This window comes from Veillonella sp. DNF00869 (genome assembly GCF_001553345.1).
GTDB lineage: Bacteria > Bacillota > Negativicutes > Veillonellales > Veillonellaceae > F0422.
Genome location: NZ_KQ960767.1, coordinates 43,197 through 60,448, shown reverse-complemented (window position 1 = coordinate 60,448; position 17,252 = coordinate 43,197). Strand labels below are relative to the sequence as shown.

Here is a 17,252-nt window from a genome sequence, read left to right as displayed (position 1 = left end):
TTGTGAGGAGTATACCGTGCTCTTCCTTTTTATCATATTCAATTAATAACGCCACAGGCTACATAGGGGAGCAAGATTAGTCTTTAAGTTCCGCATTTCCAAGTCCTGTTTTACGGAAAATCGCAAAGATAACGCTCAATAAGATGGCTGTTACTGTTGCCAATCCCATACCTTGCAGTACCACTGGGCCGATTGCTAATTTAGCACCGCTCAAGCCGATAACTAGTACTACAGAGGTTAAAATTAGATTAGAAGATTTTGTATAATCCACTTTGCGTTCTACCAACATACGTAAACCAGAAGCAGCGATGATACCGAATAGTAAAATACTTACACCACCCATAACTGGAACTGGAATGGCATGAATTAAAGCTGCTACTTTGCCAATGAAAGAGAACAAGATAGCAAGTACTGCTGCACCAGCGATAACGAAGGTACTGAATACACGTGTAATCGCCATAACACCGATATTTTCTCCATATGTTGTATTCGGTGTAGCACCAAATAAACCGGATAACACATTAGATAAACCATCTGCAAATAAAGAACGGCTCAATCCTGGATCTTTCATTAAATCACGACCAATGATATTACTTGTTACTACAATATGACCCACATGTTCTGCAAATACTACGAATAAAGCTGGCATAACCATTAGGATAGCATTGATATTAAATTCTGGCTCATAGAATTGAGGGAATGCAAACCAAGGAGCATTGGCTACGCTTGCGAAATCTACTACTCCCATGATTGCAGCAGCTACATAGCCAGATACCACACCAATTAATACTGGAATCACTGCAAAGAATCCACGGAATAATACGGTACCCAAGATTGTCACAGATAAGGAAAATAAGGATAAAAATAACGCTTGCTCATGAGTCATGCCAAAGCTTTGCCATTGATCTCCAATGATACCTGCCATACCCATAGCTACAGGGGCAACTTCTAAACCGATAACCGCAACAATCGCGCCCATTGCGGCAGGAGGGAATAATACATCAATCCATTTAATACCAATGAATTTAACTAACAAAGCCAATAGCATAAAAGACACACCAAAGGCAATAAAACCACCTTGTGCTGCTCCATAGGTCATGCCAGAGGCTACCACAGCACCTACTGGTCCAATGAAAGCAAAGCTAGAACCTAAATAGGAAGGAATCTTTCCTTGACAAATTAATACGTATAAAATAGTTCCAATACCGTTCATGAACAGGGACGTCGCTGGGTCAACTTTCAATAAGAATGGTACTAATACAGTAGCCCCAAACATAGCAAATAAATGCTGAAAACTAAGTGGCAATAACTTAGCGAAAGACGGGCGTTCGTGAACATCAATAAAATCTTTCATGGTGCATCTCTTTCTGTGTGAATCACACTTAAAACATTAAGCCTTAGGTTGAAAACGATGGCGCGTTTCTTCGCCAATGGACGGCAAATGACGTGTCGTTCCTATTTGTTTGCGTGCATATTCATTACGGCGCGCAATATTTAATAATATTCCTATGACAGCAAAATTTGTCACCAAAGAGGATCCCCCATAACTGATAAATGGTAAAGGTACCCCCGTTACTGGTAGCATTCCCACCACCATAGCAATATTAAAAAATGCTTGAATTGTAATAAAAAATGTAAGACCTACCGCTAATACTTGACCTAATAAATCTCTAGATTGACGAGCAATGGAAAGTCCATATTTTGTAAACCAAAGAAATAAAAAGATAACCAAGCACACACCTAATAAGCCAAATTCTTGTGAGAAAATAGAAAAAGCAAAGTCTGTATGAGCCTCTGGCAAATAATTATATTTGGAAATTCCCTTTGTAAAGCCTTCGCCCCAAAATCCACCAATCGACACACTCAGTATGCTCTGTGTCACTTGATATCCATTAGCTGTAGTATCTGACCATGGATCATAATAGGCACGAACCCGATCCAGTCGATAGGACACAAAAGCAATTAAGGGATACGCAATAGCTAGTACAACACCAAATGCTATACCTAGATATTTCCTATGCCCTTTATAATAGCCTACACAAAAGGTCATGATCACGGGAAAACTGAAAATTAATACAGCTGTTCCCATATCTGGTTGAAACATAGTAATGAAAGCATACACAAAAGGAACTGTAAATACGGCTGGCACTAATAAGTTAGGGTGAAATATCCCCGGTGTACCTCGCAGGGCCTTCCACAGGGCATTTAGTTTTCCTATGACACGATTCCACCAACTCCAAAGTCCATGTAACCGTGTATTCCCACCCCAATCATAATATTCATACAAGTACATTCTCCCATGCTTTTTCACATGTCTATCAATACTATAGGCCGCCCAAATAATAGCTGCTAATTTAGCAAATTCAGATGGCTGTAATGTCATTCCATAAGGCAATCCAATCCAACGTCGCGCACCATTAGCGCCATGCCCTAAGAAGGGTAAAAATACAATGAGCAACAAAAAAAGTAAAAACAAAAACATCTTTAGTTGTACCTTTGAGTCTGCCCATTTACGGTAATCAAACAAATAGAATCTCCAGGCTACAAGAATACCAGCCCCTAGAAAGACTAGTTGTTTACCTAATAAGAACCAAAATGGTTTCCAATTATCTCCCCCTTGTAGGGTCGTAGTATAGGTAGCACTGTAACCATTAAAAAATCCTATTAAAATAATCCCAAAAAGAGGCACTAATATACCTTGTCCATCATGCTTAATAATACTACGATAAAAAGATCGAATATTTTGCCATACACTAGATGATGGCTTAGATGAAGTATGACTATTTTCCTGCATCTGTCGTATCACTTCCTTTAGCTGGCTTAATAGCCTCTAAGCGGAAAATTGGCTGCCCTTTGGCACTAAATTTTTCCTCATATTCTGTGCGCACATTAGGCATATCCGTACTATGTAAATCATAACTTACATTTTTTAATGTCCAACCAGAGTTTGTAAACTCCTCCAAAGAGAACATAAACAAGCCTTCATTATCTGTTTTAAAGTGGATTTCTCCATTTTCCTTCAACAATCGTGCATATCGATCTAGGAAGGTGTGATAGGTCAATCGACGTTTCGCATGCTTAGCTTTTGGCCATGGGTCGCAGAAGTTAATATAGAACCGGTCTACCTCTCCTGGTGCTACTACTTCTTCAATCCCCGCAATATCAAATAAGCTCACTTTACCATTCTCAGCTTGTTGTTCAAATAACTTTTGAGCGGCATAGTATAGCACTCCAATTTGCACTTCAAAGCCCACAAAGTTTGCTTCTGGATGGGCTTCACACATACCAGCAATGAACTTGCCTTTTCCCGTCCCTAATTCCATATATAAAGGTTTAGATGGATCTGCAAAACTTTCACGCCATTTTCCCTTGAAAACTTCGTGATTCTCTAGTACAGTATATGTATTATATTCTAGGATTGCTTCATCAATCCATGGTTTTCTACGTAAACGCATACTATCTCCTTTTATAACAATCTTATCCTTACTATTATAGTACATCATCTGTTCTATGTCAGTACTCACTTATAATTTTTTTATTTCCATGAAAGGTTTCCTATGAAAGCATTAGTATTATCCAGTGGCGGCGTAGATTCCACTACCTGCTTAGCCATGGCCATCGATGTTCTCGGCACAGACAATGTGAGCGCCCTGTCCATTTGGTACGGGCAAAAGCACAAAAAAGAATTAGATTCCGCCAAAGCCATTGCCAACTATTATGGCATTCCTCATTATGAACTGGACCTGACTCAGGTAATGTCCTATTCCAACTCGTCCCTCTTATCTTCTTCTACTGAAAGTATCGATCACCGCACCTATGGTGAACAAATTGCAGAAACCGGTTCCGTATCTACCTATGTACCATTCCGCAATGGTCTCATCCTCTCCATGGCTGCTAGCTTAGCCCTCAGTCTATACCCAGAGGAAGAAGTGACCATCTATATCGGCGCCCATGCTGATGATGCTGCAGGCAATGCGTACCCAGACTGTCGACCTGACTTCAACCATCATATGAATGAAGCCATTTACATCGGTTCTTATAACAAAGTGCGCCTCTATGCTCCTCTCAATGATATGAACAAATCCCAAGTCATACAAGAAGGATTGCGTTTACAGGTTCCTTACCACCTTACCTGGTCTTGTTATGAAGGGGGTTCTACCCCATGCCATACATGTGGCACATGCCGTGATCGAGAACAAGCTTTCATGGATAATGATATGGTAGATCCATTATTACAACAGAAATAACACAAAAAAGCTATTCAACCTTTTTGGATTGAATAGCTTTTATCCTTCTTTAGTCACTTCGATTACCTGACTGGAATTAGCATCAATAACAACATACATAATGTCACCGTTCACATCTAATACCATATGGTATCTAGCCACATATTCTTTTGTTTCAAGTTCCCATCGTATTAGACGAGCACTACTACCTAAAATAGTAATAGCCACTTGCTTTGCCTCATCAGGATTAATTACATTTCCTAAGTCGATAGCTGTAGATTCTTTTAAATTTTCTGGTGCTGTATCTACTTCTGCACTTAGAACTTGGCCAGTGGTTGCATCAATCATCACACTATGACCAGCCTCCGAAGAAACACCTGCTACTTCGTAGCTTTTGCGTCCATCTTGTTCTGCAAAGGTTATCCCTTTAATTTGCGCCGTTGGATATTGTTTTTTATACAGATTAACTGCCCCTTTGGCATCTACCATAATAGGGTCAGGTCCATCATTAGCTTCTACCTTATCTGTTGTGGGCACAACTTTTGTTTCTGGTAAAGCCACCTTTTTTAGCTTAACAGTGTCCGCATCCATCGATGTGGACTCCATAGATATACTATTTTGCTTGGCATTATACCAATACCATGTGCCTACTGCAGCAGATATAATAGCACAAATACTCAGGATACCTATGATTATTTTTCGTCTCATATTACATCCTTTATATACACTAATTAGTCTCTGAATCAGTATACACTATAATTATGAACATAATATGAACCAAATGCTCATACTTTTACAATATATCGTAATACACCATAACTAATTTCATAGAGTAAAATCATAGGTCCCGCAATCATAGTTTGTGATAACATATCTGGGGTCGGAGAAATAGCTGCACCGATAATAAAAGCCAAGAGAATAAACATTTTCCTATATTCCCGTAATCGATCAGATGAAAGAATACCCAGTACACCCAAAGCAATCAAAATAAGCGGCAGTTCAAACGTAATTCCGAAGGGTAAAATAAAGGCAATCACAAAATCGATATATTGCCCTATAGAAAATAATGGTTGTAATTCATCTGTACCAAAGCCAATAAAAAACTGAATAGCCATAGGCAATACTAAGTAATATGAAAATAGTACACCTACCACAAATAAGACCACCGCTGTAGGCACCACCATAAAAGTGACCTTCTTCTCGCCTTTCGACAAGGCCGGTACAATGAAAGCCCAAATCTGATAAAACCATACAGGACTAGATACAATACAACCTGCTACTAAGGAAATCTTCATATATGTAAAAAAGGCTTCTGTTGGTTTTGTATAATATAATTTTCCTGCTGGTGCCACTAAAATTTGCAGAATATCTTCCACATAATAGTACGCCCCCAAGGTACCTATAATAATTGCCACTATAGCGATTACTAAACGTGTGCGAAGTTCACTTAAGTGATCCACCACAGACATGGAGGACGCCTCTTGCATAAGTTTCGCTTCTGTTTCTGTATAGGTATCCTGTTGCAACAAGGCGTCTTGCTCTACCTGTTGTTGAGCAAGACGCTTTCTTTGTTCTATGACACTATTCAAGGATGGACGTTTGGCACTCATTTCAAAGTTTTTTACTTGAAATTCTTTCATACTACACCTTACGGTTCGACAATTTCTCAAGAACAGTTTCCAAAATATCTTTTCCTTTGAAAGATGGTAGTTGTTGTAGGGCTGTCTCCGCTTGTTTACGATATGTTGCCTCAAGAGCTAAGGCTTGATCGATACCACCTTTAGCCGTCACATACTCCATCAATTCCTTTGTATCTTTTCCATTGCGAATGTCTTCAATCATATTCGTTACATGCGTTGTATTGTCAGGAGTTACGACAGACAATAAAGGATAGGTCAAAATACCTTCTTTCACATCTTTACCGACTGGCTTACCTGTAGTGACCGTTTGCTCACGATAATCCATCACATCATCAGTAATTTGGAATGCCATGCCCAAGCCATGACCATAGGTGCGCAATAATTGAATATGCTCCTCTGACCATCCACCAAGAATACCACCTAATGCTAAGCAACCTTCAATGAAATCTGCTGTTTTCTTTTGTGTTTTTAATAGGTATCGTTCTGTACCTTGATCTAATCGGTACACATCTTCCATTTGCATAAATTCGCCTTCTACCAAGGCAGAAATAATTTCAGAAAAAATGGTCAAACATGGAATGGACCCGATTTCAGCTACAATACCAAATGCTTTAGCAAATAAATAGTCTCCACTAAGGATGGCCACTTTATTGCCTTTTGTGCAATGAATGGACGTAACTCCTCGGCGTACTTCTGCTTGGTCTAACACATCATCATGAATGAGTGTAGCCAAGTGCAGCATCTCAATAGCCGCCGCCATACGCACTCTATCTTCTTGATTAGAATCTCCACTCAAAGCAATCAACAAACACAATTGCGCCCGTAATCGCTTGCCGCCCCCTGCGGAAAGAGGACGAATGAGTGCATTAAAATCTTCTGCACCAGTTTGTAGAGATTGTTGCAAATATGTTTCTACACGCTCTAAATCTTTAGATACGCGCAGTTTCATTTGTGCATCTGTAAGAATACTCATTCCTCTTCCCCCAATAAGACTGCATTAATACGTGCTAATAAACGATCACGACCTGTATGCTTTAAAGAGCTATACAAAATTGGTGGATACCCTGTTGGGTATCGCTCTTCAATAGTTTTTAACTGTTTTTGTCGCTCATTCATTTTTAACTTATCCGCTTTTGTTACCACAATTTGCAAAGGTACGCCGTGTGATTGCAACCAATCAAAGGCCTCCTGGTCAATGGGCAACTCTGGATGACGCCCATCAATAAGTAAACAAAGTAGCATCATCCGTTCGCTTTGTAAAATGTAATTAGCAATAAAAGAAGACCAAATATTGGTATTGGAGCCTCCTGTTTTAGCATATCCATACCCTGGTAAATCCACTAAGAACCAATCAAAACGACGTTCCATATCATCTGGTAAATCTTCTTTTGATTCTATACTAAAGAAGTTGATCGTTTTCGTTTTACCCGGCGTACCACTGACCAGTGCTAATCCTCTATAATTACACAAAGAGTTAATCAAAGAAGATTTTCCCACATTGGATCGTCCCAAAAAGGCGATTTCAATGGTATCACCTTCTGGGTATTGATCCGCCTTTACCGCAGACGCTATATATTTTGCTGCGATGATACGTGGACCTGTTATCTCTTTTCTAGTATACACTGGTTTTGGATGGCGTTTTACTGCTGGTTTTTTCTTCATAGTAATGCCTTTTCTAATACTTGTTCCATCGTTTTTACAGGAGTAATAAGCAATCCTTCTTTTACGATATCTGGTAAGTCTTGGATATCCTTTTTATTACCTTCAGGAATAAGTACTTCTTTCACTCCATAGCGAAGTGCAGCTAATAATTTTTCTTTCAAACCACCGATTGGCAACACTCTACCACGTAAAGTAATTTCACCTGTCATGGCAATATCAGATCGTACTTTTCTACCGGTTAAAGCAGATACAATGGCCAAGGTCATTGTAATACCTGCAGATGGACCATCTTTAGGCGTAGCCCCCTCTGGTAAGTGAACATGAATATCCAGTTCCTTATGGAATTTTTCTGGTAATTTCAACTCACTTTGGCGATGACGAATATAAGACATAGCCGCTTGACCAGATTCTTGCATCACTTTGCCTAAACTACCGGTTAAGTTTAATTTCCCTGTGCCTTGCATAGTTGTCGCTTCACATGGCAATACCACGCCACCTACAGAGGTCCAAGCAAGACCATACACAAGACCTGCTTGAGCTTGTTTTTCACGAGACTCTTCTACAAATTTAGGGGTACCTAAATAATCTTCCAAATTCTTTACCGTTACTTTTGGTGCTTTTTCATCTTCTGTAACCACAGCAAATGCCAATTTACGGCAAATTTTAGCAATTGTTTTTTCTAGGGTACGTACACCAGCTTCACGAGTGTATTCTGAAATCACACGTTTTAACACGGCATCGGATAGTTTCACTCCTTGCTCTTGTAAACCATGTTTTTCAATTTGTTTTGGCACTAAGTAGCGTTTAGCAATTTCTAGTTTTTCTTCCTCTGTATAGCTGCTGAGCTCGATGATTTCCATACGATCCAATAATGGTCTAGGAATATTCCCTGCTACATTAGCAGTAGTAATCCAAAATACATCAGAGAAATCAAATGGAATTTCAATATAATGATCACTGAAAGTACTATTTTGCTCAGGGTCCAACACCTCTAATAAGGCAGAGGATGGATCCCCTTTATAATCAGACGCTAACTTATCAATTTCATCAAGCAAGAATACAGGGTTTCGAGTACCAGCATTCTTTAGTCCTTGAATCATACGACCTGGCAAGGCTCCTACATAGGTACGACGATGCCCACGAATTTCAGCTTCATCTCGAACACCACCTAAGGAAGCACGGATAAACTTACGATTCATTGCTTTTGCAATAGAACTTGCCAAGGATGTTTTACCCACCCCTGGAGGCCCTACTAAACACAAAATAGAACCGCCTTGTTTGCCAGATAACTTGCGCACTGCCAAAAATTCTAGAATCCGTTTCTTGATTTTTTCTAAACCATAATGGTCACCATCAAGCACCTCGCTGGCTTCTTTCAATTCTAAGCGATCATCAGACAGGGTATTCCAAGGGAGCTGCAATAACCAATCAATATAATTACGCAAAATATTGGATTCTGGCATCATTTGTGGCATACGACTATAGCGCGTAATCTCTTTGTCGATACGACTATGGATATCTTCTGGCAACTCTAATTTCGCCAGCTCTTCTCGTAACTCTTCTGCCTCTTGATCAGGATCCATTTTATCACCTAATTCATCATGGATAATACGAATCTTTTCACGCAAGAAATATTCTTTTTGTGCTTTTTCCATAGATTGACGAACTTGGTTATTGATAGAGTTTTCCATATCATTGATTTGCAGTTCTGTATTTAATACACCAACTACCATATTCAATCTACGGCTAACAGATAACTCTTCTAAAATGCTTTGACGCACCTTTGTTTGGATAGGTACAAGAAAGGCTACCTGATCTGCCCATTCACTAGCATCAGCACTGCCTAATACTTGGTCCAATCCTTCATCTGTTGTTGGTTTAATAACCTCTACCCATTGAGCAAATTTAGATTGCAAAATGCGACGATATGCTTCTTCTTCCATTGGGTCTTCATGAATAACCTCTAATGGTGTTACAACAGCTTCGTAAAAAGGTTCAGTACTTAGAATAGTATCAATGTTAACACGTGTCACACCTTCTACTAAAATACGAACTACACCACCTGGCAAACGAAGCATTTGATTTATTTTAACAATTGTCCCTACACGACCTAACTCTTCTAATGTAGGACTTTCGATACTTTCATCTTTTTGAGTAGATACCACTAAATATTGATCTTTATCCATAGCTGCCTTTACAGCTTGTACAGATGTAGTACGACCAATATCTAATTGTGTTACTACTTTGGGAAATACGACCATTCCACGTAAGGGAACCATCGGTAATGTCATAGGTTTAGTTTCCATTGAACCCCCAGTACTATATGATAAAAAGAAACCCATTCCGCCTATGAAATGAGTTTCTTTGCCTTTACTATCTGATTTCTTCAGCGTGGACTCATTTATTGAGTATTGGCTCTTCTTCGCCACGAACCGCTTTATCTGTTACGATGCATTCTTTTACATCTTTCATAGATGGTACTTCATACATCACACGTTTCATAACTTTTTCGATAATGGCCCGTAATCCGCGTGCTCCCGTATTGCGTTCTAAGGCTTCTTTCGCAATCTCACGGAGTGCATCTGATTCAAAGACTAATTTTACATCATCTAAAGACAGCATTTTTTCGTATTGCTTAGTCAATGCATTTTTAGGCTCTGTCAAAATTTTAATTAATGCCTCTTCATCAAGTGGGCTGAGCGTAACCATCACTGGCAATCGTCCGATAAATTCAGGAATTAATCCGAATTTTTGTAAATCTTCTGGTACGACTTCTTTTAAAATAGAGGCTACATCTTGTTCCTCTTTCTTTTGAATGTCTGCACCAAAACCTAATGTTTTTTTCGCAGTTCGTTTCGTGATCACTTTTTCCATGCCATCGAAAGCACCACCGCAAATAAACAAGATATTTGTTGTATCTAAGTGTAACATCTCTTGATTTGGATGTTTCCGTCCCCCTTGTGGTGGCACAGAGGCTACTGTTCCTTCTAGGATTTTCAGTAATGCTTGTTGTACCCCTTCACCAGATACATCACGAGTAATAGACGGATTTTCTGATTTGCGAGCAATTTTATCGATTTCATCAATGTAGATGATACCGCGTTCAGCTAGCTCTATATCATGGTCGGCAGCTTGGATCAGTTTAAGAAGAATATTCTCTACATCTTCCCCTACATAGCCTGCCTCTGTCAAACTAGTAGCATCTGCCATGGCAAATGGTACTTGTAACATTTTTGCTAATGTTTGAGCCAATAATGTTTTACCACTACCAGTAGGTCCAATAAATAATACATTGGACTTTTGTAGTTCCACATCATCGATGACATTATCATGTTGCAAACGTTTGTAATGATTATATACGGCTACAGCCAAGGAAACTTTAGCGTCATCTTGACCAATTACGTATTGATCAAGATGAGCTTTAATCTCTTTTGGAGTCGGGATATCGTTTAAATCAAACGTCTCCGGTAGTTCTTCAATTTTGTCTTCCTCAATAATATGTTGGCATACATCAATGCATTCATTACAAATGAATACATTAGGGCCCGCTATTAATCGTTCGACTTCTGTTTCTGCTCTACCACAAAAATTACAACGTCTTTCTTTATCGTCTTTATTCAAACCCCTGTCTCCTTATTTTTCTGTTGAAGATGGACGAGTTAACACTTCATCAATTAAGCCATATCGTTTTGCATCTTCTGCAGACATGAAATTATCACGATCTGTATCTTGTGCAATCACCTCAATAGGCTGACCTGTATGATGTGCTAACACGCCATTCAATTCTTCTCGCAAACGCAATATCTCACGAGCATGAATTTCAATTTCAGAAGCTTGCCCTTGGACACCGCCCAATGGTTGGTGAATCATAATACGAGAGTGAGGCAATGCATAGCGTTTACCAGGTGCTCCCGCTGTGAGCAACAATGAACCCATACTAGCCGCTGAGCCTACACAGATTGTAGACACATCAGGTTTAATGTACTGCATAGTATCGTAAATCGCCATACCTGCTGTTACCACACCACCTGGGCTATTGATGTATAAGTGAATATCTTTATCTGGATCTTCAGATTCTAAGAACAGCAATTGCGCTACGATACTATTTGCTACCGTATCATCAATGGGGCCACTTAATAGAATAATTCGATCTTTCAATAGACGAGAATAAATATCGTAGGATCGCTCACCACGACCAGTTTGCTCTACTACGATTGGCACATACATAGACATCTAACACCTCTTATACATGTACCTGCATTAGCAATTATTCAGCTTTTTCAGCACCTTTAGCATTCTCTATGATGAAACGAGCTGCTTTTTTACGTGCTACAGAACTTGCTAACATAGATACACGGCCTTCTTTTACAATGATATCGTATACTTCTTTAGGGTCAGCACCAAATTGTTGGGACATAGCAAAGATTTCATAGTTCATATCTTCTGGAGTAACTTGAACGTTTTCTGCTTTTGCAATTTCATCTAATACTAAGTCAGCGCGAACGTTTTCTGCTGCTGCGGCTTTATTTTCTTCACGTAATGCTTCGATAGTTTTGTTAGAGAATTTTAAGTAGTCTTCCAATTTCAAACCACGGCCTTCAAGATTCATTGCTAATTCTTGAACCATTTGCTCAGCACGGTCTTCAATCATGATTTCAGGAATATCTACTGTTGCATTTTTAACAGCTAGTTCCACTAAACCTGCATTGTATGCGTCAATAGCGCGACGTGCAGCATCATCTTCCATACGTTTGCGAAGATCTGCTTTGAATTCTTCTGCTGTATTGTATGCTGGTTCAGTTTTACCTTGACCTACAGATACGGAACGTACGAATTCATCAGTGATTTCAGGCAATTCTTTACGTTTAATATCATGGATATGACATTCAAATTTTGCTTCTTTACCAGCTAATTCTGCTACGAAATAGTCTTCTGGGAAAGAAACAGTGACAGTCACATCTTCACCAGCTTTGTGACCGATTAATTGATCTTCAAAGCCTGGGATGAAGCTGCCAGATCCGATTTGTAATGGGTAGGATTTACCTTCACCACCATCAAATGCTTCGCCATCGATGAAACCTTTAAAATCAATTGTCGCAAAATCATCCTTTTGTACAGTTGCATCTGCTGGAGCTGCTACCATTTTAGCTTGTTGGCTACGGATATTGTTTAATTGTTCTTCTACTTGCTCGTCAGTAACAGTAGCATCTTGTTTTTCTACTTCTAAGCCTTTGTAGTCGCCTAATGTAACTTCTGGTTGTTTAACTACTGTAGCTTTGAAAATCAAATCTTTACCTTCTTCGAATTGTTCACGATCGATTTCTGGCTCACTAACAGGAATAATTTCATTTTCACGAAGTGCTTCTGTATAAGCACGACCTGCTAATAATTCAAACGCTTCTTCAGCGATAGCTTCTTTACCATAGTTCATTTCCAAAATTTTACGAGGTGCTTTACCTTTACGGAAGCCTGGAATATTAACTTGACCAGCGATGCGTTTTACAGCTTGTGCAAAACCTTTTTTCACATCTTCCGCTGGAATTTCGATTGTAATAGATACCTTGTGCTGATCAACAGCAGTTACAGTTGCTTTCATGAAACTATTTCCTCCTTAGGGTATAGTACACCCAAATTATAAGTTTTAATATTGCATTCTTAATATTATCATAAAGTTGTCAATAGTGCAATTATTTCCCTATTTACCTTGTTCTTCAGCAATAAGTTTCATAATATCATGACGGCTTACCATACCAACTAGATGATATGCATCATCAACAACTGGTAAGTTTTTTAAATGCTTTTCTACCATAGCTCCTACAGTCACTTCTACTTCTGCATCTGCATAGGCAGTAATCACTTCTGTAGTCATGATTTCTTCAACATGAGTAGCCATCAATTTTTTAAATTGTCCATCGTATTCACCGATGCCACCATAATAAATATTAGCACCCAAAATATTGATATAATGTGGCGCATGAGGACGAACTTTTTTATACAACAAATCCCCTTCCGACACAATACCGATTAATTTATTCTCTTCATCTACAACAGCAATGGCTGTTAAATTGTGTTTTACCATCAATTTAGCTACATTTGTAATTTGTTCATCTTTACCAACAGTAATTGGATATTTGTTCATAATCTCTTGTAATGTCATGGTTAAATCCTCCTATTTCATATATACATATGCAGCAAAGATAGCAATCACTATCGCTGTTACAACCAAAATGGCAGTCAAACTTTTACGGTTACCACCATCGCCCCCTTCTTGAGTTCCGATGTGGTTTCCTTCCTCATCATAAGCATGACGATATTGCCCTTCTAAATCCGCGTAATCTGTTACATCTTCTATTTTCGCTTGTTGACGTAATTCTTGCAATCGCTTTCTACGTTCTTCTACATCATTTGTTACAGAATGAACCTGTACTTTCATCACATCTTCTCGTAACCCTTCGAGGCGAGGTACCATTAATTGTAATCGTTCCACTAACAATTTATTGATATCCACACAAGTACTCAATGCTGTCTGATGTAGGAATAAAATATGCACTGTCTCCTCTTCAGATACAGTATGCTTGCTCTCTAGCATAGCTTTTACCACATCTGTTTCCTTTGCAAGCATATCCACCACTGTAGAAATATAATAATCTACACGGTCAAAAATTTTATTCAATTCTACATTCTGCTCTAATAATTCTTGTTTACGATGCAATAAATAGGCAGGATTACCACCAGAAGTTTCCATTTGATGAATCATATTAGCCATATCTATATAGGTATCTAAAACGGTACAAATCGTAGCTGTTACATTTTTATACTCACGTATATTATCGCTAACCATACCATGATGTTCGTCTAATGTCTCAGATTGCCCTATTTCTTTTAATTCGACAAAGAGAGCCTCATATCCTTGTACCAAATTTTGGATTTCACCTTCAATGGCAAGAATATCTTCCTTCCCTTCGGTTAATTCTGTTTTATAATGCCCAATAAATTCAGGATCCTCCAAGGGTAGTTCCTGTATATCCGCTGACACATAAGTAATTCCTTTTTCAATTGCACTTGCCATGCATATCTCCTTTCCTACCAATGATATGGTTCATTTCGATTAATCTTACAAGCTCTATATAATTGTTCTACCAGTACAAGCCGCACCATTTGATGGGTGAAAGTCATGGGGCTAATGGACAATTTCCACTGTGCCCGCTGTCGTAATTCTTCCGATACACCAAAGGCTCCTCCAATGAAAAAGATCATCTCACTATGTCCTTGTACTTCTAATTCACTAATCCGCTTTGCCAACTCCTCCGAGCTCATTTGTTTGCCGTACACATCTAGCAACACAACAAAGGCTTGGGGATTGCAATATTTCAATAACCGTTGCCCTTCATCATAGAGTGCTTTTTGCTTATCTGATGGGCTAGGTTTTTCTCCTAATTTACTTTCCGGCAGTTCTGTAATCGTCACACCCCCATAGGGTTGCAATCGTTTAACAAATTCCGCTACTCCTTCTCGCAAATAAGGCTCTTTTAACTTTCCTATACAATAGATAGAAAATTTCATACTATCATATCTCCTAAGACGTTTACTATATTTCAAACTAAGGCGTTTTATGTATGATTAGATATACCAATCGAAGTATACTCTTTGGGATCCCCATGATATGCAGTAAATCCCATTTGCCCTTGTGTTTTGCACCACTTTAACAAACGCTCTGATAATTGTTCTACTAAGTGGAGAGAATTATTCTGCTCTGAACGATGGGCAAAAATAACTTCCATATTCTTAGGTCGTCTCAAGGCTGATAATACTTTCATAGCCGTCATATTACATAGATGACCTGCATGACTCTTCACTCGACGTTTTAAATCTGGTGAGTATGGTCCATATAACAACATATGCTCATCATAGTTGGCTTCCAATACCAACAAATCTGTATCATGTAGATGCTCTAGCATCTCCTTTGATACCATGCCTGTATCCGTTAATAAAGCTGCTTTTGTCTGCCCTTTATAACAAGTGATACCAATGGGATCTACCGCATCATGACTCGTAGAAAATGGTTGCAACACCATATCTCCTATGGTTACTTCTTTCGTCCCTAACGTTTGAAAGCACTCTGCAGATACGCTAAATTTATCCATAAGACGCCGTGCTGTATTAGGTCTTGTGATAATAGGTAAACCCATTTGCTTAATCATTTGTGGTACCCCTGCAATATGGTCAGAATGTTCATGGGTAATAACAATCCCTTCTACCATATGTTTGGGTATCTCTAAATCCTGCAAAGCATTAGTAATCCTTCGGCAACTAATACCTGCATCAACAATCACTGCACTGTGAGAACTGCGAATAATGGTGCAATTCCCTTTACTACCGCTAGCCACGACATGAACTTCTAACTCTTTCTCTTTTGTTGTCATTGTTCCTAGCTTCTTTCTAATACATCTATGAAAGCTTTCATATTCTCTGTTAAATCTGGTCCTCGTCGGAACATATCGCCCCCTACAAGGAACATCGTATCTGTACCGTAAATGCTCACCAACTCTGGCAAACGTGCCTCGGTCACGCCACCACCTGGAGATGGACAAGACGATTTAATCGACGCCAATGGTCCACGATTACTATCACAAATTTGACGACACAAGTCTGGTTTAAATGTAAATCGTCCACCATAAGACACGAAAATATTCATATCCCCGCCGAAAATACGTGGCAATAAGCCCATCCAAATCGTAGCGGCAATTCCTGATGTACCGGGTAATGTGAATCCACCCATCATAGCAGGATGCACGATGAGCGGCAAGTTCAAAGAATCATCGGTAGCCAATCGATGTAGCCAGCCAAATCCGATTAAGGAAGGGGCTACCATCAGAGCTGTAGCACCTGCTTCTTTCGCATAATGGGCCCGCTCTAGCACATCTGTACCATCCCCAGATACATTGGCTGCATAGAGGGTGTGATGACCACTTTTAGCATTCGCCTCCTGTACTGCATGGGCACATCGTGACACACGATCTTTGAAGGGCGAAAAAGATTGATTCGTCAATCCATGGTCATCCTTAATCACATCGGCACCGCCCATAGTATAGGCATGACACATGCGAGCCAACTCTTCATTGGGTGTCCCCATAGGTTTAATTACGGCTTGAATCATGGGGCGAGTTGGGGTCTGGCATAATTCTCGAATGCCAGCTAAGCCGAATTTAGGGCCTTGAAATACCTCTACTAAACTTGGGCACAACTCTATATCCACCACCCAAATGTGTGGTTGCAACGACGAGTTTCCAAAGACTACATTTAAAAACTGCGTCACTTCCAATCCTGATGTCTCCACCGGGTAGGCAATCTTTGCCAAAAAACAATCTTCTTTTTCTTCCAAGGAAAGCAATTGTCCCACCATTTGACGACGTGGGTCGCTTTCCCCTAATAATTCATAAGGAAATTCAATGGTTTGCTCCACCTGTATGGACCAAGCCACTTGCTTCGCCTCTTCGTAGGTGGGAACGTGCAATGCATAGGTAACGGAAAATGTTTCCATTAGTAACTCCTTTCCCATCATTACAATATACTCTATTTTTATCTTTTTATAATCAATCTGAAAGTCTGTTACCAAAATGCTACGGCAACAGTGTTTGAGAATCTGTTATCTGATTTCTCTATCTTTATAGTATGACATAAGTTCTTATGAAATGCTATGTCATACCTACAATTATACACTATA

At 39.3% G+C, this 17,252-nt stretch carries 17 protein-coding genes; 1 reads left to right on the top strand and 16 read right to left on the bottom strand.

What is annotated here, in order from left to right; translation table 11 throughout:
• Nucleotides 1-76: 76 nt before the first annotated feature.
• From uraA to trmB, 3 genes are read right to left on the bottom strand one after another with little or no spacing between them, the layout of a single operon-like run.
• Complete coding sequence (gene uraA, locus HMPREF3032_RS02570) at nt 77-1,354, bottom strand: uracil permease (protein ID WP_062401528.1); 1,278 nt, start codon at nt 1,352-1,354, stop codon at nt 77-79.
• A gap of 36 nt (nt 1,355-1,390) precedes the next feature.
• On the bottom strand, nt 1,391-2,794 hold the full coding sequence (locus HMPREF3032_RS02565; RefSeq protein WP_062401526.1) for an FtsW/RodA/SpoVE family cell cycle protein: 1,404 nt from the start codon (nt 2,792-2,794) through the stop codon (nt 1,391-1,393).
• Entirely contained in the window at nt 2,781-3,455 is a 675-nt protein-coding gene (gene trmB / locus HMPREF3032_RS02560; protein ID WP_009353360.1) for a tRNA (guanosine(46)-N7)-methyltransferase TrmB, read from the bottom strand. The genes HMPREF3032_RS02565 and trmB overlap by 14 nt, the downstream gene beginning before the upstream one ends.
• Before the next feature lie 102 nt (nt 3,456-3,557).
• Here trmB and queC point away from each other — a divergent pair, with 102 nt between their 5' ends.
• Nucleotides 3,558-4,247 carry a 7-cyano-7-deazaguanine synthase QueC gene (gene queC / locus HMPREF3032_RS02555; protein WP_062401524.1) on the top strand — a complete coding sequence of 230 codons (690 nt, stop codon included), beginning with the start codon at nt 3,558-3,560 and terminating at the stop codon, nt 4,245-4,247.
• A 39-nt stretch (nt 4,248-4,286) separates the two neighbouring features.
• Here queC and HMPREF3032_RS02550 read toward each other — a convergent pair whose 3' ends face one another.
• From HMPREF3032_RS02550 to HMPREF3032_RS02490, 13 genes are all read right to left on the bottom strand, one after another.
• A complete protein-coding gene (locus HMPREF3032_RS02550) occupies nt 4,287-4,934 on the bottom strand; it encodes a PepSY domain-containing protein (RefSeq protein ID WP_062401522.1) in 648 nt (215 codons plus the stop codon).
• A gap of 77 nt (nt 4,935-5,011) precedes the next feature.
• Complete coding sequence (tatC, locus tag HMPREF3032_RS02545) at nt 5,012-5,866, bottom strand: twin-arginine translocase subunit TatC (protein ID WP_062401520.1); 855 nt, start codon at nt 5,864-5,866, stop codon at nt 5,012-5,014.
• A gap of 1 nt (nt 5,867) precedes the next feature.
• Nucleotides 5,868-6,839, bottom strand: a complete 972-nt coding sequence (locus tag HMPREF3032_RS02540) for a polyprenyl synthetase family protein (RefSeq protein ID WP_062401518.1) — start codon at nt 6,837-6,839, stop codon at nt 5,868-5,870.
• Nucleotides 6,836-7,528, bottom strand: a complete 693-nt coding sequence (gene yihA / locus HMPREF3032_RS02535; protein ID WP_009353280.1) for a ribosome biogenesis GTP-binding protein YihA/YsxC — start codon at nt 7,526-7,528, stop codon at nt 6,836-6,838. The genes HMPREF3032_RS02540 and yihA overlap by 4 nt, the downstream gene beginning before the upstream one ends.
• On the bottom strand, nt 7,525-9,834 hold the full coding sequence (lon, locus tag HMPREF3032_RS02530; protein ID WP_062401516.1) for an endopeptidase La: 2,310 nt from the start codon (nt 9,832-9,834) through the stop codon (nt 7,525-7,527). Before lon ends, yihA begins: the two co-directional genes overlap by 4 nt.
• Nucleotides 9,835-9,925: 91 nt before the next feature.
• On the bottom strand, nt 9,926-11,149 hold the full coding sequence (gene clpX / locus HMPREF3032_RS02525; protein WP_009353388.1) for an ATP-dependent Clp protease ATP-binding subunit ClpX: 1,224 nt from the start codon (nt 11,147-11,149) through the stop codon (nt 9,926-9,928).
• A 12-nt stretch (nt 11,150-11,161) separates the two neighbouring features.
• Nucleotides 11,162-11,755, bottom strand: coding sequence for an ATP-dependent Clp endopeptidase proteolytic subunit ClpP (gene clpP, locus HMPREF3032_RS02520; RefSeq protein ID WP_197413483.1), 594 nt, complete (start codon nt 11,753-11,755; stop codon nt 11,162-11,164).
• 40 nt (nt 11,756-11,795) lie between these two features.
• Nucleotides 11,796-13,124, bottom strand: coding sequence for a trigger factor (gene tig / locus HMPREF3032_RS02515; RefSeq protein WP_009353430.1), 1,329 nt, complete (start codon nt 13,122-13,124; stop codon nt 11,796-11,798).
• A 99-nt stretch (nt 13,125-13,223) separates the two neighbouring features.
• A complete protein-coding gene (locus tag HMPREF3032_RS02510) occupies nt 13,224-13,685 on the bottom strand; it encodes a CBS domain-containing protein (RefSeq protein ID WP_009353341.1) in 462 nt (153 codons plus the stop codon).
• A 12-nt stretch (nt 13,686-13,697) separates the two neighbouring features.
• Nucleotides 13,698-14,597, bottom strand: a complete 900-nt coding sequence (locus HMPREF3032_RS02505; RefSeq protein WP_062401513.1) for a hypothetical protein — start codon at nt 14,595-14,597, stop codon at nt 13,698-13,700.
• A gap of 14 nt (nt 14,598-14,611) precedes the next feature.
• Complete coding sequence (rlmH, locus tag HMPREF3032_RS02500; RefSeq protein WP_062401511.1) at nt 14,612-15,091, bottom strand: 23S rRNA (pseudouridine(1915)-N(3))-methyltransferase RlmH; 480 nt, start codon at nt 15,089-15,091, stop codon at nt 14,612-14,614.
• A gap of 47 nt (nt 15,092-15,138) precedes the next feature.
• Complete coding sequence (locus HMPREF3032_RS02495; protein WP_062401509.1) at nt 15,139-15,951, bottom strand: MBL fold metallo-hydrolase; 813 nt, start codon at nt 15,949-15,951, stop codon at nt 15,139-15,141.
• 5 nt (nt 15,952-15,956) lie between these two features.
• Entirely contained in the window at nt 15,957-17,069 is a 1,113-nt protein-coding gene (locus HMPREF3032_RS02490; protein ID WP_062401507.1) for a RuBisCO large subunit C-terminal-like domain-containing protein, read from the bottom strand.
• Between the last annotated feature and the right edge of the window lie 183 nt (nt 17,070-17,252).